The sequence below is a fragment of the Actinoplanes sp. NBRC 103695 genome (genome assembly GCF_030269485.1).
Taxonomy (GTDB): Bacteria; Actinomycetota; Actinomycetes; order Mycobacteriales; family Micromonosporaceae; genus Actinoplanes.
Genome location: NZ_BSTL01000011.1, coordinates 279,218 through 301,672, shown reverse-complemented (window position 1 = coordinate 301,672; position 22,455 = coordinate 279,218). Strand labels below are relative to the sequence as shown.

General features: G+C 70.1%; 22 protein-coding genes, 1 tRNA gene and 1 other RNA gene. 19 read left to right on the top strand and 5 right to left on the bottom strand.

The window, feature by feature from the left end:
• Positions 1-118: 118 nt before the first annotated feature.
• On the top strand, positions 119-898 hold the full coding sequence (locus tag QSK31_RS21885; protein WP_502872992.1) for a M23 family metallopeptidase: 780 nt from the start codon (positions 119-121) through the stop codon (positions 896-898).
• Positions 899-958: 60 nt separating this feature from the next.
• On the opposite strand, the gene QSK31_RS21880 is transcribed toward QSK31_RS21885, so the two are convergent.
• The gene (locus QSK31_RS21880; protein WP_285686122.1) at positions 959-2,095 is read right to left on the bottom strand and encodes an NHL repeat-containing protein; all 1,137 of its coding nucleotides are present in this window, start codon (positions 2,093-2,095) and stop codon (positions 959-961) included.
• Between the two features lie 99 nt (positions 2,096-2,194).
• On the opposite strand from QSK31_RS21880, the gene QSK31_RS21875 reads away from it, so the two are divergent.
• From QSK31_RS21875 to QSK31_RS21860, 4 genes are read left to right on the top strand one after another with little or no spacing between them, the layout of a single operon-like run.
• Positions 2,195-3,166 carry a prephenate dehydrogenase/arogenate dehydrogenase family protein gene (locus QSK31_RS21875; protein ID WP_285686121.1) on the top strand — a complete coding sequence of 324 codons (972 nt, stop codon included), beginning with the start codon at positions 2,195-2,197 and terminating at the stop codon, positions 3,164-3,166.
• A 32-nt stretch (positions 3,167-3,198) separates the two neighbouring features.
• A complete protein-coding gene (locus tag QSK31_RS21870; RefSeq protein ID WP_285686120.1) occupies positions 3,199-3,783 on the top strand; it encodes a DinB family protein in 585 nt (194 codons plus the stop codon).
• A gap of 18 nt (positions 3,784-3,801) precedes the next feature.
• Positions 3,802-4,329: a SigE family RNA polymerase sigma factor gene (locus QSK31_RS21865; RefSeq protein ID WP_285686119.1), complete on the top strand. Its 528-nt coding sequence runs from the start codon at positions 3,802-3,804 to the stop codon at positions 4,327-4,329.
• Position 4,330: 1 nt separating this feature from the next.
• Positions 4,331-5,014 carry a hypothetical protein gene (locus QSK31_RS21860; protein WP_285686118.1) on the top strand — a complete coding sequence of 228 codons (684 nt, stop codon included), beginning with the start codon at positions 4,331-4,333 and terminating at the stop codon, positions 5,012-5,014.
• Positions 5,015-5,023: 9 nt separating this feature from the next.
• Here the strand turns inward: QSK31_RS21860 and QSK31_RS21855 are convergent, their stop codons facing one another.
• On the bottom strand, positions 5,024-5,866 hold the full coding sequence (locus QSK31_RS21855; RefSeq protein ID WP_285686116.1) for a LysR family transcriptional regulator: 843 nt from the start codon (positions 5,864-5,866) through the stop codon (positions 5,024-5,026).
• 95 nt (positions 5,867-5,961) lie between these two features.
• Between QSK31_RS21855 and QSK31_RS21850 the strand changes: the two genes are divergently transcribed.
• The 7 genes from QSK31_RS21850 (at position 5,962) to QSK31_RS21820 (ending at position 11,276) form a co-directional block, all read left to right on the top strand.
• Positions 5,962-6,687 (top strand): SDR family NAD(P)-dependent oxidoreductase, encoded by a 726-nt coding sequence (locus QSK31_RS21850; RefSeq protein WP_285686114.1) that lies wholly within the window; start codon positions 5,962-5,964, stop codon positions 6,685-6,687.
• Positions 6,688-6,709: 22 nt separating this feature from the next.
• Entirely contained in the window at positions 6,710-7,939 is a 1,230-nt protein-coding gene (locus QSK31_RS21845; RefSeq protein ID WP_285686112.1) for an SLC13 family permease, read from the top strand.
• On the top strand, positions 7,936-8,349 hold the full coding sequence (locus QSK31_RS21840) for a universal stress protein (protein WP_285686110.1): 414 nt from the start codon (positions 7,936-7,938) through the stop codon (positions 8,347-8,349). The genes QSK31_RS21845 and QSK31_RS21840 overlap by 4 nt, the downstream gene beginning before the upstream one ends.
• A gap of 378 nt (positions 8,350-8,727) precedes the next feature.
• On the top strand, positions 8,728-8,937 hold the full coding sequence (locus tag QSK31_RS21835; RefSeq protein ID WP_285686108.1) for a hypothetical protein: 210 nt from the start codon (positions 8,728-8,730) through the stop codon (positions 8,935-8,937).
• 186 nt (positions 8,938-9,123) lie between these two features.
• Positions 9,124-9,465, top strand: a complete 342-nt coding sequence (locus tag QSK31_RS21830) for an STAS domain-containing protein (protein WP_285686107.1) — start codon at positions 9,124-9,126, stop codon at positions 9,463-9,465.
• 39 nt (positions 9,466-9,504) lie between these two features.
• On the top strand, positions 9,505-10,074 hold the full coding sequence (locus tag QSK31_RS21825) for a helix-turn-helix domain-containing protein (RefSeq protein ID WP_285686105.1): 570 nt from the start codon (positions 9,505-9,507) through the stop codon (positions 10,072-10,074).
• Complete coding sequence (locus tag QSK31_RS21820) at positions 10,071-11,276, top strand: MFS transporter (RefSeq protein ID WP_285686104.1); 1,206 nt, start codon at positions 10,071-10,073, stop codon at positions 11,274-11,276. Before QSK31_RS21825 ends, QSK31_RS21820 begins: the two co-directional genes overlap by 4 nt.
• Here the strand turns inward: QSK31_RS21820 and QSK31_RS21815 are convergent.
• Entirely contained in the window at positions 11,265-12,221 is a 957-nt protein-coding gene (locus QSK31_RS21815; protein WP_285686103.1) for a glycerophosphodiester phosphodiesterase family protein, read from the bottom strand. The two genes, QSK31_RS21820 and QSK31_RS21815, sit on opposite strands and share 12 nt — an antisense overlap.
• A 79-nt stretch (positions 12,222-12,300) precedes the next feature.
• Here QSK31_RS21815 and QSK31_RS21810 point away from each other — a divergent pair, with 79 nt between their 5' ends.
• Positions 12,301-13,275 carry a hypothetical protein gene (locus QSK31_RS21810; RefSeq protein WP_285686101.1) on the top strand — a complete coding sequence of 325 codons (975 nt, stop codon included), beginning with the start codon at positions 12,301-12,303 and terminating at the stop codon, positions 13,273-13,275.
• 61 nt (positions 13,276-13,336) lie between these two features.
• On the opposite strand, the gene QSK31_RS21805 is transcribed toward QSK31_RS21810, so the two are convergent.
• Both QSK31_RS21805 and QSK31_RS21800 read right to left on the bottom strand, forming a co-directional pair.
• Positions 13,337-13,579, bottom strand: a complete 243-nt coding sequence (locus tag QSK31_RS21805) for a hypothetical protein (RefSeq protein ID WP_285686099.1) — start codon at positions 13,577-13,579, stop codon at positions 13,337-13,339.
• A 430-nt stretch (positions 13,580-14,009) separates the two neighbouring features.
• Positions 14,010-14,097 (bottom strand) — tRNA-Ser (locus tag QSK31_RS21800).
• Between the two features lie 80 nt (positions 14,098-14,177).
• On the opposite strand from QSK31_RS21800, the gene ffs reads away from it, so the two are divergent.
• From ffs to QSK31_RS21770, 6 genes are all read left to right on the top strand, one after another.
• Positions 14,178-14,273, top strand: an RNA gene (ffs, locus tag QSK31_RS21795) — signal recognition particle sRNA small type.
• An 88-nt stretch (positions 14,274-14,361) separates the two neighbouring features.
• Positions 14,362-17,985 carry a DNA polymerase III subunit gamma and tau gene (locus tag QSK31_RS21790; protein WP_285686098.1) on the top strand — a complete coding sequence of 1,208 codons (3,624 nt, stop codon included), beginning with the start codon at positions 14,362-14,364 and terminating at the stop codon, positions 17,983-17,985.
• A gap of 269 nt (positions 17,986-18,254) precedes the next feature.
• Positions 18,255-18,578: a YbaB/EbfC family nucleoid-associated protein gene (locus QSK31_RS21785; RefSeq protein WP_285686097.1), complete on the top strand. Its 324-nt coding sequence runs from the start codon at positions 18,255-18,257 to the stop codon at positions 18,576-18,578.
• Between the two features lie 4 nt (positions 18,579-18,582).
• A complete protein-coding gene (recR, locus tag QSK31_RS21780; RefSeq protein ID WP_285686096.1) occupies positions 18,583-19,176 on the top strand; it encodes a recombination mediator RecR in 594 nt (197 codons plus the stop codon).
• A gap of 442 nt (positions 19,177-19,618) precedes the next feature.
• A complete protein-coding gene (locus QSK31_RS21775) occupies positions 19,619-20,545 on the top strand; it encodes an ABC transporter permease (protein WP_285686095.1) in 927 nt (308 codons plus the stop codon).
• Between the two features lie 82 nt (positions 20,546-20,627).
• On the top strand, positions 20,628-22,385 hold the full coding sequence (locus QSK31_RS21770; protein ID WP_285686094.1) for an ABC transporter substrate-binding protein: 1,758 nt from the start codon (positions 20,628-20,630) through the stop codon (positions 22,383-22,385).
• The last annotated feature ends 70 nt before the right edge of the window (positions 22,386-22,455 follow it).

Genomic DNA, 22,455 nt, shown 5'->3' with positions numbered 1-22,455 from the left:
GGGTGTCGGCGCCGGCCGGCAGCCACCCGGGCGGCGGCGGTTGCGCCGCGGGCCAGATGCCGTGCCGCTCACCCATGCCAATCTCCTTCAGCCTCGGTCTGAATCCACCCTAGTCCGGATGACCAGGGCAGCGGGATCGGACGAGGTCTGTCAGGATGGCGCGGTGTTTCGCCTCCGTACCCTCACCGGACTGACCGCTCTGGCTCTGTGCCTGGCCGGCTGCGGCGCGCCCGCGAGCGACGCCGGCACCGACACCGCGCCGGTGGCCGCGACGCCGGTGTTCGTCGAGCCGTCGTCCGCCGCCGCGCCGACGTCGCCTTCGTCGACCACGCCGCCGGCCAAGCAGCCGGCGAAAGCCATTCCGAAGAAGTCCGCGGCGCCCCGGACGGACGTCAAGTACGTGTTCCCGGTCAAGGCCTCGAACGTCGCCTACCATCCGACGCACGGCAAGTACCCGGCGACGGACATCTTCGCGGACTGCGGCGAGTCGGTGGTGGCCACCACGAGCGGCAAGGTCCTGGAGGTCAGCCTCAAGGACACCTACAAGAAGGGGTCGCCGGACGGCCCGAACAACGGCGGGCTCTCGGTGTCGCTCCTGGGTGACGACGGCGTGCGCTACTACGGCTCGCACTTCAGCAAGGTGCAGAGCGGGATCAAGGCGGGCGTACGGGTGAGCGCCGGTCAGCTGCTCGGCAAAGTCGGCCGCACCGGCAACGCGAACAATGTGTGCCACCTGCACTTCGGCATCTCCCCGCCGTGCGCCAAGACCGGCGACTGGAAGACCCGCCGCGGCGTGATCTGGCCGAAGACCTACCTGGACTCGTGGCGTAAGAAGGGCAGCAAGAGCCCGGTCGCCACGGTCAAGGCGTGGGAGAAGAAGAACCACTGCAAGCCGTAGGACACACGGAGGGCCGCATCCCCGCCCAAAGGATGCGGCCCAATTTCCGGGTAAAGCCTGTCAGCTGAACTGCGCGAGCCTCTTCACCGATCTGCCGTTGACGGTGGTGAAGGCGCCCCCTGCGGCCAGCGCGCCGAAGGTCGAGGTGGTGGCCATCGTGAGCACGCCCTCGATGCCGTTGCCGTTGGCGGTCCAGGACTTCAGCGCCCCGGTCGAGGGCGCCAGGGCGGCCAGCTTGATCCGTGCCGACGAGCCGTCCAGGCAGACCCCTTGCGGGCCGGTCCGCGCTGTCTTGCACGCCCGGTCGAAGTGGCCGCCGACGTAGACGACGCCGCCGTAGGACACGATCGCCTGCGCGTCGCCGTCGAAGGTGGCCGTCCACTTGAGCGTGCCGCCGGTCGAGTAGGCGTTGGCCGTGCCGCCTTGGCCGCCGTGCGCCGAGTAGACGCCGTCCGGGCCGGCCGCGATCGCGTACGTGATGACGGTCGCCTTGGGTTTGAATCCGGTGACGATCGACCCCGCGGCGGGGTCGAGAGCGACCAGCCGGTCGTACCCGGAAACGCTGTTGACCTTGCGGAATCTGCCTCCCGCGTAGATCCGGCCCGAGGTGGCGGTGAGCGTCTCGACCTGGTCGTCCGCGGCAGGCTTCCAGGTGCTGTCGAGGCTGCCGCCGCTCAGGTTGAACGCGGCGAGGCGGGTGCGCGGCTGCCCGTCGACCGCGGTGAACGCGCCGCCGACATAGAGTCGCCCGGAGCCGGCTGCCAGCGCGTACGGCCTGCCGGTGAGGTTGTGCTTGAAGCCCCCGACCGCCCCCGTGACGGCGTCGAGCTTCACCAGGCTGTCCCGCGTCAGGCCGCTGACCGTGCCGAAGTCGCCGGCCGCGTAGACCGCCGATCCGTTGACGGCCAGCGCCTTGACCCGCCCGTCGGCGGCCGGCGCCCAGCTCAGCAACTCACCGGTGCGCGCGTCGACCGCGGCGAACCGGCTCCGGGCGATGGCCTTCCCCTTGACCACGACCGAGGTGAAATCCCCGCCGACGTAGAGCGTGTTTTCCGAGTACGCCACCGCGAGCACGGTCCCGTTGAACCCGGGCAGTGCGTCAGGCGTCGCGGAGAACGCCGCCCGCGCCGGGGCCGCACCGACCGTCACCAGCGTCGCCACAACCGCCCCGGCGATAAGTTTGCCCCCGTATGTCACAAAATGACAGTAACCCGATGCATCGTGTCGCTCTAGTGACGAAACGGACAATTGTGTTGTCGGTTCGGGTTGGTCGTCCCCCCGCTAGGGTTCCTCCTCGTGGACGTCGCGGTGCTCGGACTCGGCCTGATCGGCGGCTCGGTGCTCCAGGCGCTGGCGGCCGCCGGTCACCGCGCGGTCGGCTTCGACGCCGACCCGGCCACCCGGGCCACCGCACGCACCGCGGCGGCCCAGGCGAGATCCGGCGCCCGCTGGCAGGTGGCCGGCACGATCCGGGACGCGCTGCGGGACACCGACGTGTGCGTGCTGGCCGTGCCGTTCCCGGCCCTGCCCGCGGTGCTCACCGACCTGGCCGGATACCCGGGCCTGGTCACCGACGTCACGTCCATCAAGGAGCCGGTCCGTGAGCTCACGGGAGACCTGCGGTACGTCGGCGGGCACCCGATGGCCGGCAAGGAGACGTCCGGGTTCCGGGCCGCCGACCGGGGGCTGTTCGTCGGCTGCGCCTGGGTGCTGTGCCTGGAGCCGGACACCGACACGGCGGACTGGCTGGACCTGGCCGGGCTGATCACCGCGCTGGGCGCACGTGTGGTGCCGGCGACGGCGGCCGAGCACGATCGCGCGGTGGCCGGCATCAGTCACGTACCCCATCTGCTCGCCGCGGCCCTGACCGGCGTGATCGAGGGCAACCCCCTCGCGGCCTCGCTTGCCGCGGGGTCCTTCCGGGACGGCACCCGGGTGGCGGCCACCCGGCCGGAACTGATCGCGGCGATGTGCGGCGGCAACGCGGACGCCGTCGGTGCGGCGCTCGACCAGGTGCTGGAGACCTTGCAGGCGTTGCGTACGGAACTGAGCGCGCCGGACCCGGTGGCCGCCCTGCGCCCGCTGCTCGCCCCCGCGAGCGCCGCCCGCGCCGCCTGGCCACCCGTACCCGGCGACCAGACCGAGCTCCCCGCCCGCAAGGACGTGCTGCTGCGCCTGGGCCGCGTCGGCGGCTGGGTCACCGACGTGGACCGGGAATCCCGGAAAGTCATCGCCATGCGGCCGGAAAGTGGCCGCAATTCCTCCTAACGTTGTTCCCAACCACGACGAAGGAGCACGATATGCCTGGTCAGACCCGCCCGGTCAGCGACGAGCGCGACGGCCTGCTGGCCTTCCTGGAACAGCGCCGCTACCTGCTCAAGCTCACCGGGTACGGCCTCACGCCCGAGCAACTGCGGGCCACGCCGAGTGCCAGCGAACTGAGCGTCGGCGGCCTGATCAAGCACTGCGCCTACACCGAGGCCGGCTGGATCGACACGGCACTCCAACGGCCGCCGTCGCACCCCCGTGCCCACGAGTGGGACCAGCACTTCGACCTCGCCGAGGGCGAGACCCTGGAGGACATCCTCGCCTTCTACGACGAGGTGGCCGCCGAGACGACGCGGGCCGTCGCGACGCTCGACCTGGACCAGCCGGTGCCGATCGACAAGAGCGTGCCGTGGAACCCGCAGGAGTACGACAACTGGTCGGTGCGCTGGGTGCTGCTGCACCTGATCGAAGAGGTCGCCCACCACGCCGGCCACGCCGACATCATCCGGCAGACCGTCGACGGCGCGACCGCCTACAGCCTGATGTCCGCGGCCGAGGGCTGGCCGGCCAACGACTTCGTCAAGCCATGGGAGCCCGCCGTGCAACCAACGGCGTAGCGATCTCGTACAAGGGGCGTGTTGAGACGAGATTCTGAGCAGGATCGCGAGTTCACGGAGTTCGTGACGGCGCGGCGAGCGGGCCTGGTCCGCGTCGCCGCGCTGCTCGTCTCCGGTGACCTCGCGCGAGCCGAGGACATCGTGCAGACGGCGCTGACCCGGATGTACCTGGCGTGGTCGCGGGTGCGGCCGGACACCGTGGACGCCTACGCGCGGCGGTGCGTCGTCAACGAGGCGATCGACGAGCGGCGCAGGCCGTTCTGGCGGCGGGAACGCGTGCACGCGCAACTGCCCGACGTGCCGATCGCCTCGTTCGCCGACGGCCCGCGCAGCGACGAGGAAGAAGTCCTCGCGCTGCTCGCCACGCTGCCCGCCGGGATGCGGGCGGCCGTGGTGCTCCGCTACGTGGAGGGGCTGAGCGTCGCCGAGACGGCGGACGCCATGCGCTGCAGCGAAGGCAACGTCAAGAGCCAGGCCGCCCGCGGACTGCAACGGCTGCGCGACACCTTTCCCGCCCACGCCCACCTGTCGATGAAGGGGATCTGACATGCCCGACGTACTGGATGTCCTGCGCAACCTGCCGCGGGCCGTCGAGCCCGGCCGTACCGACGCCGAGGCCGTCGCCGCCGACGTGGCCCGCGGGCACCGGGCGGTGGCCGACCGTCGCCGTCGCCGCTTCGCCGTCGCCGGAGGTGCCGCCGCCGCCATCGTCGCCGGGGCCGCCTTCGCCCTGCCCGTCGGCGGTGCTGGTCCCCAGTCGCCCAAGCCGCCCGGACCGCCCGTGTCGGCGGCGTCGCGGGTGCAGCTGGTCGGCTGGACCGGCAAGCAGCCGGTCGGCTTCGAGGTGAGCACCGTGCCGTCCGGATGGGAGGTGGTCTCGTCGGACAAGTCGGCGTTCGTGGTGGCCCCGCCCGGCCAGGAGATCACGCAGAAGCCCGGCGACCCGATCAGCTTCGAGGGCCGCATCGTGGTGTCGCTCCAGGGCCTGTCGCATTTCCCCGACGAGTCGCCGATCACCGAGGTGGACATCAACGGCCGGAAGGGTCGGATGGGCTTCCCGCTCGCGGACGAGGGCAAGCTGTCCGACACGCGCTGGCTCTTCTTCAAAGACGCCAAGGGACGAAACGTCGAGGTGGATGTGCCCGCATCCGCCGGGCTGAGCGACGATCAGATCGTCAGCTTCGCCGAGGGTGTCACGGTCACCGACCAGGCCCAGGAGATCGGCGGCTGATATCCCGCCCTACAGGCCGGTGGCGGCTCGGACCAGGCCGGCCAGGGCGCGTGAGGTGCTGTGCGGTGGCCAGGCGATGACCGTGGTCACGGTGGGTGCGTCGAGGACCGGGACGGTGGCGTGGCCCTCGGTCAGGTAGGGGCGGACCGACTCGGGCAGCACCACCAGCGCGCGCCCGAGGGAGATCAGCTGCAGCAGCTGGGCCTGGTCGTGGATCTCCGGGCCCGGCCCGCCGCCGTACGTGCCGTCGCGCCGGGGCCAGCGTGCCATCGGCAGGTCGGGCAGCGCGTCGACGTCGGCCATGCGCAGGTGCTTGCGGGTGGTCAGCGGATGCCCGGCCGGCAGCACCACGACCTGGGTCTCGCTGTGCAGTTCCTCGACGTCGAAGCCGGTGATCGAGTCGAAGGGCTTGTGCAGCAGCGCCACGTCGGCGCGGCCGTCGCGCAGCATCCCCTCCTGCTCGCCGACGCTGCACAGCACCACGTCGACCGGGACCGAGCCGGGTTCGGCGGCGTACGCGTCGAGCATCTTCGCCAGCACCTCGGTGGCGGCCGCGGCCTTGGTGACCAGCACCAGGCCGGCGCCGCTGCCGGGGTGTGCCCGCCGGGTGCGGCGTTCGGCGGCCTCCACGGCGTCGAGGGCGGCCCGGCCCTCGCGGAGCAGCACCGCGCCGGCGTCGGTGAGCGCCACCGAGCGGCTGGTGCGTTCCAGCAGGTCCACGCCGAGGCGCCGCTCGAGTTGGCGGATCGCCCGGGACAGGGGTGGCTGCGCCATGCCGAGTCGCTGGGCGGCGCGACCGAAGTGCAGTTCCTCGGCGACCGCGACGAAGTACCGCAGCTCCCGCGTCTCCATGCCTTCACGCTACTAGCGGATCGATACCCGGGGGATATCGATCCGCACCCAGACGGTGTTGGAGCCGTGACGCCCCGGCGACCAGGCTGAAATGCATGAGCGAACAAACGATCGCGCTGGTCACCGGCGCGAACAAGGGCATCGGGTATGAGATCGCGGCAGGCCTGGGCGCGCTCGGCTGGAGTGTGGGAGTCGGTGCCCGGGACGAGGAACGTCGCGAGGCGGCCGTGGCGAAGCTGCGTGCGGCGGGAGTGGACGCGTTCGGCGTACCGCTGGATGTCACCGACGCGGCGACCGTGACCGCCGCCGCCTCCCTGATCGAGGAGCGGGCCGGCCGGCTCGACGTGCTCGTCAACAACGCTGCCATCACGGGTGGCATGCCGCAGGCGCCGACCGTGGTCGACCCGGCGACCGTGCTGCGGGTCGTGGACACGAACGTGGTCGGCGTCGTCCGGGTGACCAACGCCATGCTGCCGCTGCTGCGCCGTTCGCAGTCTCCGCGGATCGTGAACATGTCCAGCAGCGTCGGCTCGCTGACCAGGCAGGCCGGCGGCGACTTCGACACGGGCCCGATCTCCGGCGCGTACGCCCCGTCGAAGTCCTTCCTGACGGCCATGACCGTCCAGTACGCCCGGGAGCTGAGCGACACGAACATCCTGATCAACGCCGCCTGCCCCGGCTTCGTGGCCACCGACCTCAACGGCCACCGAGGCGTACGCACCCCGGAGCAGGGCGCCGCGATCGCCATCCACCTGGCGACCCTGCCCGACGGCGGCCCCACCGGTGGGATCTTCGACGACGCCGGAGTGGTTCCTTGGTGATCGGCGGGTAAGTTCACGCCCCGTGAGCACCCTGGTGTCGTTGTTGCTGCTCGCCGGGGTGCTCGGGTTCGCTGTGGTGCGGCCGCGCGGGTTGCCCGAGGCGGTCGCCGCCGTGCCCGCCGCCGGCATTGCGATCGGTACGGGGCTGGTGCCGTGGGCCGACGCCTGGCGGGAGGTGCGGTCGCTCGGGCCGACCGTCGGGTTCCTGGCGGCGGTGCTGCTGCTGGCGCATCTCGCCGATCGGGCCGGCGTCTTCCGGTGGGCGGGCGCTCTCGCGGCCCGGTCGAGTGGCGGGTCGCCGGTGCGGCTGCTGCAGTTGATCTTCGTCATCGCGGCCGTGGTGACCGCGGCGTTGAGCCTCGACGCGACGGTCGTACTGCTCACGCCCGTGGTCTTCGCGACCGCCGCGCGATTGGGGATCAGACCCAAGCCTCATGTGTACGCGTGCAGCCACCTCGCCAATTCGGCGTCCATCCTGCTGCCCGTCTCGAACCTCACCAACCTGCTGGCGATGAGCGCGGGCGGCCTGTCGTTCGTGCGGTTCGCCGGGCTGATGGCCGGTCCGTGGGTGGCCGTGGTGGCGGTCGAGTTCGCGATCCTGCGCTGGTACTTCGCTGGTGATCTGCGGGTACGGCGCCCGGTCGGGCCGGCCGAGCCGGTGGCCGCCCCGCGGTACGCGCTGGTCGTGCTGGGGATGACGCTGGCCGGTTTCGTGGCGGCCGGGCCGCTGGGCGTGCATCCGGCGTGGATCGCCGCGCTGGGGGCGCTTGCTCTGGGCGTACGGCAGAAGGGTTTGACACCGAAATCGATCCTGGCCGCCGCCAATCCGTGGTTCTGTCTTTTCGTCTTCGGCCTCGGCATCGTGGTGCTGGCGGCGGGGCGCGGTGGTTTCGGCCGCCTGATCGATGGGCTGGCGCCGCGCCATTCTGGAATTCTCGGTCTGCTGGCGATGGCCGGATTGGCGGCGGTGCTCGCGAATCTGCTCAACAATCTGCCCGCGACCCTGATGTTGCTGCCGCTCGCCTCGCACAACACCGGCCTGGTGCTCGCCGTTCTCCTGGGCGCGAACATCGGACCGAATCTGACTTATGTGGGTTCGCTGGCGACGTTGCTGTGGCGGCAGATTCTGCATCGCCGTGGTGAGCCACCGGTGACCGGTGAATTCTTCCGGCTCGGTGCGCTGACCGTTCCGGCGTGTCTGCTCGTGGGGGTGGCGGCGTTGTGGCTGAGTCTGCGAGTGTCGGGCTTGTGAGGACGCTCGTGTGGCTCGCCGACGGCACCTGGGAGGCGTGTGTGGACGCCGCGCGGGGGCAGGAGGGCGAGATCACCCTGCTCTACGTGGTGGACAACGACACGATGGCCGCGTTGAGCGGCTCGGCCGGGCTGCTCGGCCGCAACTCGCCGACGCAGGCGGGCGATGTTCTGGCGGAGGCCGGCGAGGCGGTGCTGACCGCGGCCGAGCGTCGTCTGGGGCGGGAGTGCGGCCGGGCGATGCGCTGGGGCCGGCCGGAACGTGAAGTGGTCGCGGCCTGCGCGGATGTCGATGTGCTGGTGGTGGCGCGGGACGGCGATCGCCTGGTGGTGGGCCCGCGCAGCCTGGGCCACGCGACTCGGTTCGTGGTCGATCACGCCCCGTGCTCGGTGCTCCTAGTCTGGCCCTAGTTAGACGTTCCGTAGTGGCACGATCACGTTCCGACCTGGACACTGAACGTCCCACCTCACGGATTGTGAAAAAAAGCGTGGGCGGCCGAAACCTGGTGACGTGACTCTCAGGACTCTCACAGCATGATCAGAACCGCTGCTCACGTATCGCTGACGTGACGGTGCCGTTTCGTCGTGACGGATGCATTCTGTCGCAAGCTCCTGACCAGGGGGAATTACCAGGGGTAACGGAAAGGGCACCGCCCAAAGATGGTGGGGTTGAGGCAAGATGTGAAGGCCAATTCCGGCCTGACGGACGATGTTTCCTGACCTGCTGGTGAGGAAGTTTCGCGAACTCGACCCGGGCAGATCAGTCCATGTCTGTCCTAAAGTTGACCCGTGAAGGTTGAGCATCACTGGTGGAATGGTGACGTCCGGCTTGCACGTCGGGACGTCTACGTCAAGACCGACGGCGCGCAATGGGAGGTCGAGGCCCAGATGGGCGGTCCTGCTGGCAAGTCGAAGGTCCAGCAGTGTCCAGGAAAGGCATCGGCCATGATCCTGGCAGACGCGTGGCGCGGTTCACGCTGGCAGTGGCGCAAGCTCTGAGGCGCCTGTTGCCGGGCTGAGCCGAGCGCTTGACTCAACGGCTTGGCCCTATTCATTCGATCGGGTCGGATTCCCTTTGGGGAGTCCGGCCCGATTGCTTTCGGCGATCGGACCTTGTGTGCGGCAACGTCCGTTTGTGGCGTTCTAGCCTGGATTGCCACTGATCGCGATCGAAAGCGAAATGGAATGTTAGCCACGATCTCCGAGCACTGCCCCGATGTCGCGGTGCTCAAGCTGACCGGCGAACTCGACTCCGACACCGCGGCCAAGCTGCATGCCACCCTCGCGGACCTGCTGGACCGTACGGTGCCGCGGATCGTCGTGGACCTGTCCGGCCTGAAGTTCTGCGACTCGGTCGGGCTGAGCGCCTTCATCACCTGCAAGCAGGTGATCTCGGAACGCGGCGGCTGGCTCAGTTTCGCCTGCGCCGGCCCGTTCCTGGTGAACCTGTTGGAGACGGTCGGACTGAAACGCTACTTCGCGATCTATCCGAGGGTCGAGGACGCGATCGCCGCCGCCGGATCCTGAGAGGTTGCTCTCAGGCTTGTGAGAGACTACTTTCGAAACATGTCTCTCACGAATCCTCTGGGCGACGTCCCGCTGACCGATCCACAGGCCATGCGGGCGCTCGCTCATCCCGTACGCCTGGCAATCTTGTCGTTCTTGCAGCGCAGCGGCCCTGCCACGGCCACGACGCTGGCCCCTCAGGTGAACGCCACCCCGTCCGTCGTGAGCTGGCACCTACGGCACCTCGCCGGATTCGGCCTGGTCACCGATGCCGACCCGGCCGACGCCCCCGGCGACCGGCGACAGCGCTGGTGGGTCGCGGTCGGCAAGGGCTTCCGGATCGAGGCCACCGACGACCCGGCGGCCCAGCTGCTGGCCGACCAGATGTACGAGGCCGGGCTGGCCCAGGTCTCGTCCTGGATGACCGACGTCCGCCCGACGCTGCCCCCCGAGTGGCTGCGCACCGCGGGCCTCTCCAACACCCGCGTGGCGCTGACCGCCGACGAGCTGGCGGCCCTGGACGAGGCGATCGACCAGTTGCTCGCCCCCTACGTGCACCGGGAGACGCCACCTGACGGCGCTCGGCCGGTCCGGATCCTCCGGCACTTCATGCCCCTGGAAGAGTCATGAGTCGCTTCGGGAAGTACTGGGCCGGGCAGACCGTCTCCGAGTTCGGCGACCGGGTCAGCGAGCTCGCCCTGCCCCTGATCGCGGTCACCACCCTGGCCGCCACGCCCGCCGAGGTCGGCCTGCTGACCGCGGCCGTCTGGACGCCCAACCTGCTCTCGATCCTGATCGGGTCATGGGTGGACGGCCAGTCGCACCGCCGCCGTCTGCTGATCATCGGCAACCTGATCAGCGCCGCCGCCATGCTCAGCCTGCCGCTCGCGTACTGGTTCGGCGTCGTCACGCTGGCCCAGCTCTTCGTGGTGGCGCTGCTGGCCGGGGTCGGGCAGGTCGTCTTCCAGGCCGCCGGCCCGTCGTTCTTCGTCAAGCTGGTCGACCGCGACGGCTACGTGGACGCCAACAGCAAACTCAGCACCACCCGGTCGGCGTCGTTCGTGGCCGGCCCGGCCCTCGGCGGCTTCCTCATCCAGTTCCTCACGGCGCCGGTCGCGATGCTCGTCGACGCGGTGTCCTTCATCGTCTCGGCGCTGTTCATCAGCCGCATCGAGGTCGAGCCGTCGGTGCCGGCCGCCTCCTCGTCACCCCGGGACGGGCTCACCTACGTGCGCCGCCACCCGTACCTGCGGGCCGCCCTCGCCTGCGTCACCACCATCAACTTCTTCACCTTCATCGCGCAGGCCCTGGTCGTCCTGTTCGCCAGCCGCGAGCTGGGCCTGTCGGCCGGTCTGATCGGCCTCGCCTTCGGCCTCGGCGCGCTCGGCGGTCTGCTCGGCGCCGTCGTGGCCCCGCGCCTTTCCCGCCGGTACGGAGTGGGCCGCGGCGTTGTCGCCGGTGCGATCCTCTTCCCCGCCCCGATCGCGCTGCTCGCCCTGGCCGGCGGGCCCACGTGGGTGACCTTCGCGGTACTGGTGGCCGCCGAGGCGGTGTCGATGTTCGGCGTGATGATCTTCGACATCAACCTGAACTCCGTCCAGGCCGCGGTCACCGCCGACGCGATGCGCGGCCGCATGGTCGGCGTCTTCGGCACCATCAACTACGGCATCCGCCCGCTCGGCGCGGTCGTCGGCGGCCTGCTCGCGACCGGCATCGGCGTACGCCCCGCCCTGCTCGTGGCCGCGGCCGGCGGAGTCCTCGCCTGCCTCTGGCTGCTGCCGTCGCCGATCCCGCAGATCCGTGACATCAAGGATCTTGCCTTAGCGGCCTGAGTTCTCGATGAGGTCGACGCGGTTGCTCCACAGCCAGCCCGACCAGCCGTCCGGGACGTCGGTCAGGTCCTCGCGCCGGTCGAAACCCTCCGACCACGGTCCGTCGCCGGCGACCAGGATCACCCGGGTGTCCGCCTCGCGCATCCGCTCCACGAAACGGTTCGGCCAGCCCCACAGGGCCCGGCCATACCGATGGGGCAGGTGCAGCTCGGTGTGGCGGCAGCTGTCCGGCACGTGCCCGGTCCAGCCGATTCCCTCGTACGCGAGAAGACAGTCCCTCATGGTCTTCTTGGAGGCGGCGCGTACCTGGGGGAGGCGCTTCGCGACGGCGGCGACCGGCGCATCCCCGCCGTACACCGCCAGGGTTGCGAGGCGCTCGGGCGGCAGGGTGCCGAGCAGGTCGGCGAGGCGCTCGCCCTCGGACGCGTCGTCGTTCTTCAGGTCGAGCAGCAACTCCCGGTCCGGGAAGGCGGCGAGCACCTCCGGGACCGTCGTGAGCAGCCCGGTGCCTTTGCCGCGCAACGGGAAGGTGGCGCCGTTGTCGGCCGTGTAGCCGTACCCGAGGTCGAGTTTGCGCAGGTCGGCGAGCGAATGTTCCTTGACCGCGCCGCGCCCGTCGGTCCGGCACTCGAGCGCCGAGTCGTGGAAGACGACGAGCTGGCCGTCGGCCGACACCTGCACGTCGAACTCGAGCATGTCGGCGCCGGCCGCGAACGCCGCCCGCATCGACGGCAGGGTGTTCTCGATGTACGCGTGGTCCGGTGGATTGATCCGGGTGGCCGTACAGGTGTCGTTCCCGACGCCGTCCAGGGGGAAAGTCTGCGCGATCCCGCGATGAGCCAGCACCTGGTGCCGCCCGGACCCGTCTCCCGACCGATTACCTACGTACAAGCCGGTGACCAGCACCACGACGACGCCCGGAATGATCCATCGCTTCTTATTCATCACCATCACGGTCCCACATCCGGGATCTCCAGCGGCTAGAGTCTGCCGCCGACGCATCGCATCCACGGGGAGTTTGAGCATGGAGAACAACGGCACGCCCTGGTCGGACCCGACCGCCCAGCCGGGCGGGTCGCCTTATTCGGGCCAGCCCTATTCCGGTCCGCCTTCTCCCGGCCAGCCGCTCCCCGGCCAGCCCTTTTCTGGGCAGCCTTTTGCCGGTCCGCCGCCTGGTCAGCCCGGGTGGCCCGGTTACGGTGCGCCGCCGCCCGCGCCGCCCGCCAAGAAGTCAAAGGCCAAGTGGATCATCGCGCTGGTAGCCGTCGTCGGTGTCCTGGCGGTGGGCTGCTTCGGCGCCGTTGCCTTCGGAGTGGTGAAGGCCGCCCGCAACGCCGAGTCCAAGTCCAAGGCCGGCTCGTCGACCTCGGAGGGCTACGCCCCGCCCGGTGAGCAGCCCTTCCTGACCGAGCCCTCGTCGGCCCCGCCGACCACCAACCCGCCGCAGACCCCCGTCGGTGTGACCGGCTCGGTCCCGGCAGGTTCGAAGGCCAGCTCCACGAAGGTCAAGAAGTCCGAGGACTTCGAGCGGGTCTGCGACCGCTGGTACTTCCCGAAGCAGCCGAAGTACAGCACGGCGCTGTCACCGCACCCGATCGCGATCAGCGTCCGCGACCGCAAGGACCTGCCGTACCGCACCAACAAGGGCTACGTGGGCATCCCCTACGACGCACCGCCCGCCATCAAGAACGCCTGGGAGCCGAAGGACCCGACGAAGGTGCAGCTGGTGGCCTGCGTCGACCTGGTGACCACGGACACCGCGAAGGTCAAGACCTGCCCCATCGACAAGCCGAAGCCCTCGAAGATCACCATGAAGGAGGGCCGCTACCGCCTCCAGGTCTACGAGGCAGCCACCCGCCGCAAGATCTTCGACACGAAGCTGACCGGCGAGAACGAAACCTGCCCGCTCTTCATCTTCATCGGCAACGACCGCAACGTGTACAGCGCCCTCGAGGACCGCCAGCTCACCGAGGCCCTGGAACGCTTCGTCGAGCAGTAGAGACGCTTCTGCTTCGTAGGGACAGTGAAGGCCGGACCCGCGTCGGGGTCCGGCCTTCGCCCTACTCGGAGACGGTCTCTGCTTCGTCCTCCTGGTGGACCGGCGAGGTGGTCAACAGCTCGAGCTCCCACCGCGATCCGAGCCCGTCCTCATCAGCCACCAGGTACGAGCTGACCCGCACACCCAGCCCCAGCTGATCGGCAGCGCGCAGGTGCTCCACCACCTCGTCAACGCTGGTCAGGTAGTGGGTGGCGATCAGCTCAGCGGCCGCCTCATCATCGATCTTCACATCCGTATCGGTCACGCGAGCCAGCGTAGAGCGACTGAAGCCCGGCTCCGCAGCGCGGGTCCGGCCTTTCCGCCGCGCTGATCTGATGTGCCCGGCGTAGTACGTCGAGTTGAGCGCGACTTCAGAGCGCTTGAAGGGCATGGCCGGCCGCGCTTCGTGCCGCTTCGGTCTGCCGGGTGGCACGACGACAACCACCAGCGCTCTCCACCAACTCATGCGCAGGTGTGCGCCGAACGCCGCGAAGACGTGGGGCCGGCGGACCCGAGCGGGTCGTCGTGTCTCGCGGGCCGTCGCAATGAGGTGCGTCCATCGGTGTTCCCTCGGATTCGAATCGGCAGGTTTCGTTCACGAGTGGAAACCGTGTCGCGGGGGCACGGTCAAGACGGACCAACGCGGAAGGGCCGATCCCCGGAGGGGTCGGCCCTGGCGTCTTGCCTGCTCAAGCTGGCGGAGGATACGAGATTCGAACTCGTGAGGGGTTTCCCCCAACACGCTTTCCAAGCGTGCGCCCTAGGCCACTAGGCGAATCCTCCGTTCGCCAGAATACAGACCCCCGCACGCCGGTTTCGTGGGAGGGCCGTACGGGCGTGCGCAGGGGTTGGGTACGCTAGGTCTCAGCCCCTCGTGCGGCGTCATCTTGTGAACCTCCCCAGGGCCGGAAGGCAGCAAGGATAAGCGAGCTCTGGCGGGTGCACGGGGGGTCCTTTCGTGTCCGGGGCCCTCGGCGCGCCTCCGGTACGTTTGTTTCTGTCACACCCTCGGCGGACAATGGCGCGGTCGTCGAGGAAGGGGCAGGCGTGGCACTCGCGCTCTACCGCAAGTACCGTCCGCGGACCTTCGCCGAGGTCATCGGGCAGGAGCATGTCACCGAGCCGCTGTCGCAGGCGTTGCGCAGCGGGCGGCTGCATCATGCGTACCTCTTCTCCGGGCCTCGTGGCTGTGGCAAGACCTCCAGCGCGCGCATCCTGGCGCGATCACTGAACTGTGAGCAGGGTCCTACCCCGGAGCCGTGCGGGGTGTGCGCCTCCTGCAAGTCGCTGATGAACGACGGCACCGGGTCGATCGACGTCATCGAGATCGACGCGGCCAGCCACGGCGGTGTCGACGACGCGCGTGACCTACGGGAGAAGGCGTTCTTCGCCCCGGCCAGCAGCCGCTACAAGATCTATGTCATCGACGAGGCGCACATGGTCTCGTCGGCGGGCTTCAACGCGCTGCTCAAGCTGGTCGAGGAGCCCCCGGAGTACGTCAAGTTCATCTTCGCGACGACCGAGCCGGAAAAGGTCCTCGGCACGATCCGGTCGCGGACCCATCACTACCCGTTCCGGCTGATCCCGCCGGCCGTGCTCCGGCCGTACCTCCAGCAGCTCACCGAGGCCGAGGGCGTGACCGTCGACCCGGCGGTCTTCCCCCTGGTCGTCCGGGCCGGCGGCGGCAGCGCACGAGACTCGCTGTCCGTGCTCGACCAGCTGATCGCCGGCGCCGGTCCCGACGGCGTGAGCTACCCGCGCGCGGTCGCCCTGCTCGGTGTGACCGACGTCGCGCTGATCGACGAGATGTGCGACGCCCTGGCGGCCGGTGACGGCGCGGCGGCCTACTCCACGATCGACCGCGTCGCCGAGGCCGGCCACGACCCGCGTCGCTTCGCCTCCGACCTGCTCGAACGCTTCCGCGACCTGATCGTCCTCCAGCAGGTCCCCGACGCGGTCGCCAAGGGCCTCATCGACGGCCCGGCCGACCAGCTCGAGGCGATGGGCGCGCAGGCCACCCGGCTGGGCCCCGCGCAGCTCTCCCGCAGCGCCGACATCGTGCACAACGGCCTGGTCGAGATGCGCGGCACGACCGCCCCCCGGCTGCTGCTGGAGCTGATCACCGCCCGCATGCTGCTCCCCGGCGCCGACGATTCCCACGGCGCGCTGCTCCAGCGTCTGGAACGCATGGAGCGGCGCCTGACGCTGAGCGATTTTTCTGAAGTACGCCCGAACACCGCGACTTCGTCGCTACCCGACGCCAGTGTCGATGGTGGCCGACCGACCGCCTCGGTAACCGGCGGCGCCCAGGCCACCGCCTCGCCTCCCACCGACCCTGGCGGCCGGGCAGGCATCTCCGCCGCCCGAGCAGCCGCGGCCGCCGCCAGCCGCCGAGCCCCCGCAGGCGGCTTGTCCCCAGGCCAGCGCCCCGCCGCCCCTGCCGACGCCGCCCCGCCCACGCCTCCGCCCGCCCCCGTCTCAGCCCCGCCGTCGTCTCCGCCTTCCGTAGCGACCCCCCAGTCGGCACCTGACGCGTCACAGCCCGGCCCCGCACCGACGTCCCCGCAGCGGTCCGCACCTTCGGCCGCGCCACTCGCCTCCCAGCCCGCGCCTTCGGCCGAGGTGCCCGCTTCACAGTCCGCGCCTTCGGCCGAGCCGCCGCCCGGACCCACCGCGCCGCAGCCGGGTCCTGCCCCGCAGGCCGCAGCATCGTCCGCGCCGCCTGCTGGTTCAGGCGCACCGCCTTCCGCGACCTCTTCGGCGCCTGCCGCCTCTCGGCCCGCTTCCGGCGCCGCCCCGGTGTCGGGCGGCCCCGCAGCAGGCCAGCCGAGCTCCACCAGCGCCTATGACGACGACGAATGGCCCGACGAGCCGCCGCCGTGGGACGAGGAGCCGGCACCCACCTCCCGCCCGGCCGCGCCCGCAACCCGCTCGGCCACGCCCACGACCCACTCGGCCACGCCCACGACCCACTCGGCCGCGCCCACGACCCACTCGGCCGCGCCAGCCTCCCGCTCAGTCCCGCCGCAGGCCGCGCCCACCTCGGGTGGCGGTCAGCCCGCGCACCGCCCCGACCAGCCGCAGGCCGCGCCCGCGCAGCCCGCGCACCGGCCCGACCCCGGCGCGATCCTCCCCGACGCTCCCGACGACGGCGTCGAACCGGTCTCCTCGGGAGCCCCAGGTCAGTTGACGGCCGCCGCGGTCCGTGAGGTCTGGCCCGAGATCATCGGCGTGGTGGGCCGCCAGAGCAAGAAGCTCGCCGCCTTGGCCAACGGCGCCACCGTCCGCGACCTGGACGGGCAGACGGTCGTGCTGACGTTCCGCTTCCCGGCGCACGCGAAGATGGTCGCCGACCAGCCCCAACTCCTGGTCGACGCCCTGTACGAGGCGCTCGGCGGCCGCTGGCAGATCCGCTGCGAGGTGTCCGGCGAGACTCCCGCGCCAGCAGGCGGCTCCCAGCGAGGCCCCGCGCCGGCCGCCTCTCAGCAAGGCGGCCCTGCCCGCAACGGCTCGGCCCAGAACAGCCCCGCCTCACGTGAGCCGTCCTCCCAGCCGACCCGCCAGCGCGAGTCGGCCCCGCAGCGCACGGCCCGTTCGACCCCCGACGACAGCGACGACTGGCCAGAGCCGGCCCACCCAGCCCCCCAACCCGCCACAGAGAACGACCGCCTGCCGCACCAGGCCGCTGTCCCCAGCCAGCCGGCAGAGGGCCGCCCGGCCGCCGACCCAAGTCAGCTGACGCATCCGGCCGCCACCGATGACGGCTGGCCCGAAACCGCCCGGCCGGCTACACCCGCGACCGCCGGCGTAAGTCCATCGGCGCCCGCGTCCGATGACGGCTGGCCGGAGACCGCGCGTCTAGGGGGACCGCCCGCAGCGACCGCCCCTGAGCAGCCGCCATCGGCAGACGACAGCGCCTGGCCGGAGCCCGCCCGCCCCGGAAACCCTGCCCCCGCACAGTCCACCCACGCATCGGTCTCGGCCGCCGGCACCCCTAGGGATGCATCGGTGTCCCACCCGAATACGGGCCCAGCCGCCCCGCCCGGGAGTGCCGCCGCGTCCGGGAGTGCCGCTCCGCCCGGGAGTGCCGCTCCGGCCGGGAGTGCCGCTCCGGCCGGGAGCGCCGCTCCGGCCGGGAGCGCCGCCGTACCCGGGCGTGCTCCCGCCGCTGTACCCGAGCCGATTGCCGCACCCGGGCAGGCCCAGGTCGCCCCAGCCGAACGCGCTCCCGCTGAACGCCCTCCCGCTGAGCGTGCCGCGTCCGAGCGGGCTGCGTCCGAGCGGGCTGCCTCCGAGCGCGCTGCCTCCGAGCGGGCCTCTGCCGCCGCGGCCCAGCGGCCTACCGCCGATGCCGGCCGACCAGCAGGCCGAGGCCTGGCAGCGGCCCGTGCCGCCGCCGCGGCGATCGCCAACCGCCAGTCGTCGGCCGCGAAGCCCGGCGCCGCGTCCAAACCGGCCCCGGGAGCCGAGGACAACGCCCCCGCCGAGGAAGCCCCTTACGACCCCGAGTTCGAGGGCCCGCCCAAGTCCTTCGACGGCTTCGACCCCGGCGACGAGCCGCTCGACGACGTCATCGATGAGAAGAGCGCACGCCAGAACAGCGAGCAGCAGGCGATGGACCTGCTACGAGAGGCCTTCGGCGCGGAGAAGATCGGCGAAACCCAGGGCTGAGCCGGGGAGGGCCGGCGAGACCCGGGGGCTGAGCCGGGGAGGGCCGGCGAGACCCGGGGGCTGAGCCGGGGAGGGCCGGCGAGACCCGGGGGCTGAGCTGGGCAGGGCCGGCGAAACCCAGGGCTGAGCCGGAGAAGAGCGGCGCGAACTCGGAGCTGAGCCGATCAGGGCCGACGGTGGCGTGTGGCCGGTGGTGCTGGGGGGACTACTACGCTGAACGGGACTTTCGGCATCCGAGCCGATGAGCCCGACTGAGTAGGAGCGGTGCGATGCGCCCCGGTGGACAGCCGAACATGCAGCAGATCATGAAGCAGGCGCAGAAGATGCAGGAGCAGATGCAGAAGGCGCAGGCCGAGCTCGCTGCCGATGAGCTGACCGGTACGGCCGGCGGCGGGCTGGTGTCCGTGGTCGTGACGGGTCTGGGTGAGTTCAAGTCGGTGAAGATCGACCCCAAGGCGGTCGACGCGGATGACGTGGAGACGCTGGAGGACCTGGTGCTCGCGGCGATCCACAACGCGGCCGAGGCGCAGCGGCAGCTCACCGAGCAGAAGATGGGTCCGGCCACTGGCGGTCTGACCCTGCCGGGGTTCTGACCCCGTGTACGAGGGCGCCATTCAGGACCTGATCGACGAGCTGGGCCGGTTGCCGGGCGTGGGCCCGAAGTCGGCCCAGCGGATCGCCTTCCATGTCCTGTCCACCGATCCGGCCGACGTGAACCGGCTGGCCGACTCGCTGCGCAAGGTGAAGGAGCTGGTGCGTTTCTGCACGACCTGCTTCAACGTGGCCGAGTCGGAGCAGTGCCGGGTGTGCCGTGATCCGCGCCGCGGCAACGAGGTGTTGTGTGTGGTCGAGGAGCCGAAGGATGTGGTGGCGATCGAACGGACCGGTGAGTTCCGTGGCCGCTATCACGTGCTGGGTGGCGCCATCAATCCGCTCGAGGGCATCGGTCCGGACAATCTGCGGATCCGTGAGTTGATGCAGCGGCTGGGGACGGGCGAGGTGAAGGAGTTGATCCTCGCCACTGACCCGAATACCGAGGGTGAGGCTACGGCTACCTACTTGGCGTTGATGGTGAAGCCGATGGGTATCGCCGTGACCCGGTTGGCAAGTGGCCTTCCGGTCGGCGGTGACTTGGAGTATGCCGACGAGATCACCCTGGGCCGTGCCTTCGAGGGGCGTCGTGCGGTGTAAGTGACCTGGTGGGCACACTGGTGATATTGAGTGGAAACAACAACTGGTGGGAACAACGGTGCGTTACCGTGTGTGCGCGGACGGATTTGTCACGCTGCCATCACGGCGCGGCCAGGAAACGGTAAAGGGCCTCAAAGCCTATTGACCGCTGGGCGGGATTACGTGAGCGTTCCTCTCACGGCGGCGGCGTAACCCGTCCGCTGGTTCGTGTCCGCATCGGCGACCATCATTGCCGAGGCGGTCCGCACCACCCCACGTACGCGAACAACCGATCGGTTGCCCGCGCTGCGGGGCCGGTCGATCTCGCGGTGTGCGCACCGCGACGGCGGCGGCGCCGTGGCCGGTGGCCGGGGAGAGGACCGGACGCTTCATGGTCGTTGGACCCGGCACGGTCTCGGACCAGGTCCCGCTGGCGCCGGATCCCGCGCCAGGCGGAGCGGTCGTGACCAAGCAGATCGAGGGCCGTTCGCTCGGTCGGATCGCCTGGAACCGCCTCAAGCGTGACAAGGTCGCCATGGCCGGTGGCATCGTTGTCATCTTCCTGATCCTGGTCGCGATCTTCGCTCCGCTGATCGCCGGCGCGTTCGGCTCGCCGCCGAACGATTTCCACCAGGACAAGATCGACCCCAACACGCTCGCGCCGATCGGCGGCACCGGCATCTCCGGCGAGCACCTGTTCGGCGTCGAGCCGCAGAACGGCCGCGACATCTTCAGCCGGGTGGTCTACGGCGCCCGGATCTCGCTGCTGATCGCCTTCCTGGCCACGCTGTTGTCGGTGGTCATCGGTGCCACGCTCGGCGTGGTGGCCGGCTTCTTCGGCGGCTGGGTGGACACGATCATCAGCCGCGCGATGGATGTCTTCCTCGCGTTCCCGCTGCTGGTCTTCTCGATCGCGCTGGCCGGTGTGGTTCCGGACACGGCGTTCGGGCTGTCCGGCGACGCTCTGCGGATCGCCCTGCTGATCTTCATCATCGGCTTCTTCAGCTGGCCGTACATCGGTCGCATCGTGCGCGGGCAGACGCTGTCGCTGCGTGAGCGGGAGTTCGTCGACGCGGCCCGCAGCCTGGGCGCGCGCGGTCCGCGGATCATCTTCAAGGAGATGCTGCCGAACCTGATCGCGCCGATCCTGATCTACGCCACGCTGCTGATCCCGACGAACATCCTTTTCGAGGCGGCGCTGTCGTTCCTCGGCGTGGGTGTGCGCCCGCCGACCGCGAGCTGGGGCGGCATGCTCTCGGACGCGGCGCGGTTCTACACGATCTGGCACTTCATGTTCTTCCCGGGCATGGCCATTTTCATCACGGTCCTTGCTTTCAACCTCTTCGGTGACGGCCTGCGAGACGCCCTCGACCCGAAGGGCAAGCGCTGATGCACCACACCAGTGAGGCGAAGACTTCTTCTCCAGCCAGGCGGTCCGGACCCGGGCCGTTCCTTCAGGGAGGTTGCTACAAGTGATCCGCAGAAACAGGGTGCTGGCGGCCGCGACGGCCGTCCTGGCACTCGGATTGACCGGCGCGTGCGGCGGCGGTGACGACAGTGATTCCGATTCCGGCGGGACCTCGGCCAAGGCCGAGTTCAACGCTGCTATGACCAAGGTGTTCAACCCTTCTGACAAGAAGGGCGGCACCATCAAGCTGGCGAACTCGGGCGACTGGGACACGCTGGACCCGGGTGAGACCTACTACGGCTACTCGTGGAACTTCCTCCGGCTGTACGGCCGGGCCCTGCTCACCTTCAAGGTGGAGCCGGGCAAGGGCAGCAACGACCTGACTCCGGACCTCGCCGAGGGCCTGGGCACGCCGTCCGAGGGCGGCAAGACCTGGACCTACAAGATCAAGCCCGGCATCAAGTACGAGGACGGCACGGTCGTCAAGGCCGCCGACGTCAAGTACGCGGTGCTGCGCTCGGTCGACAAGGCGACGTTCCCGAACGGCCCCGCGTACTTCGAGCAGTTCCTGAACCTGCCGAAGGACTACAAGGGCCCGTACAAGTCCAAGGGTGTGAACACCGACTCGGCGATCACCACCCCGGACGACACGACGGTCGTCTTCCACCTGAAGCAGGCGTTCGGTGGTTTCGACTACCTGGCCGCGCTGTCGCAGACGGTTCCGGTTCCGGAGGCCAAGGACACCGGCGCCAACTACAAGCAGCACGTGGTGTCCTCCGGCCCGTACATGTTCGACACGAACAACCTGGGCAAGGACTTCTCGCTCAAGCGGAACCCGAACTGGGACGCCGCGTCCGACCCGATCCGTAAGGCGCTGCCGGACCGCTACGAGGTCTCGCTGAACGTCAACGCGGACGACCTCGACAACCGGCTGCTCTCGGGCGACCTGGACATCGATGTCGTGGGCACCGGCGTGCAGCCGGCCGCTCTGGGCCGGGTCGTGGGTGACCCGGCGCTGAAGGCCAACACGGACAACCCGACGCTGTCGCGTCTCTGGTACACCTCGATCAACGGCACGGTCGCGCCGTTCGACAAGATCGACTGCCGCAAGGCCGTCGAGTACGCCGCGGACAAGACCGGCTACCAGACCGCGTACGGCGGCCCGCTCGCCGGTGGCATCCTCGCCAGCACGCTGATGCCGCCGCAGGTCCCGGGCTACCAGAAGTTCGACCTGTACCCGTCTCCGGACGGCAAGGGCGACGTGGAGAAGGCCAAGGCGGCTCTCACCGCGTGTGGCCAGCCGAACGGTTTCGCCACGAACATCGCCTACCGGGCCGAGCGTCCGAAGGAGAAGGCGGTCGCCGAGTCGCTGCAGCAGTCCCTGGCCCGGGTGGGCATCAAGCTCACGCTGAAGCCGTACCCGCAGGGTGACTACTTCTCCCAGTACGCCGGCAACCCGCCGTACGTGAAGGCCAACAAGATCGGCCTCGCGACCAACGGCTGGGGCGCCGACTGGAACGACGGCTTCGGCTTCCTGTCGCAGATCGTGGACAGCCGCGTCATCCGGGAGACCGGTGGCTCGTCGAACACGAGTGTCCGTGACCCCGAGGTCGACAAGATGCTGGACGCCGCGATCAGCAACACCGACGCCGCCGCTCGTGAGCAGGCGTGGGGCGCGATCGACAAGAAGGTCATGGAGGACGCCTACATCCTTCCGGGCATCCACGCCAAGTCGCTGCTCATCCGTCCGAAGAAGCTGACCAACGTATTCGTCAGCGAGGCGTACGCGATGTACGACTACACCGCGCTCGGCGTGGCCTGATCCAGGCCGGAAGACACACGATAGGTAGGTGAAGGCAGCAGGCGGCCGGTCTGGGACCTCCCGGGCCGGC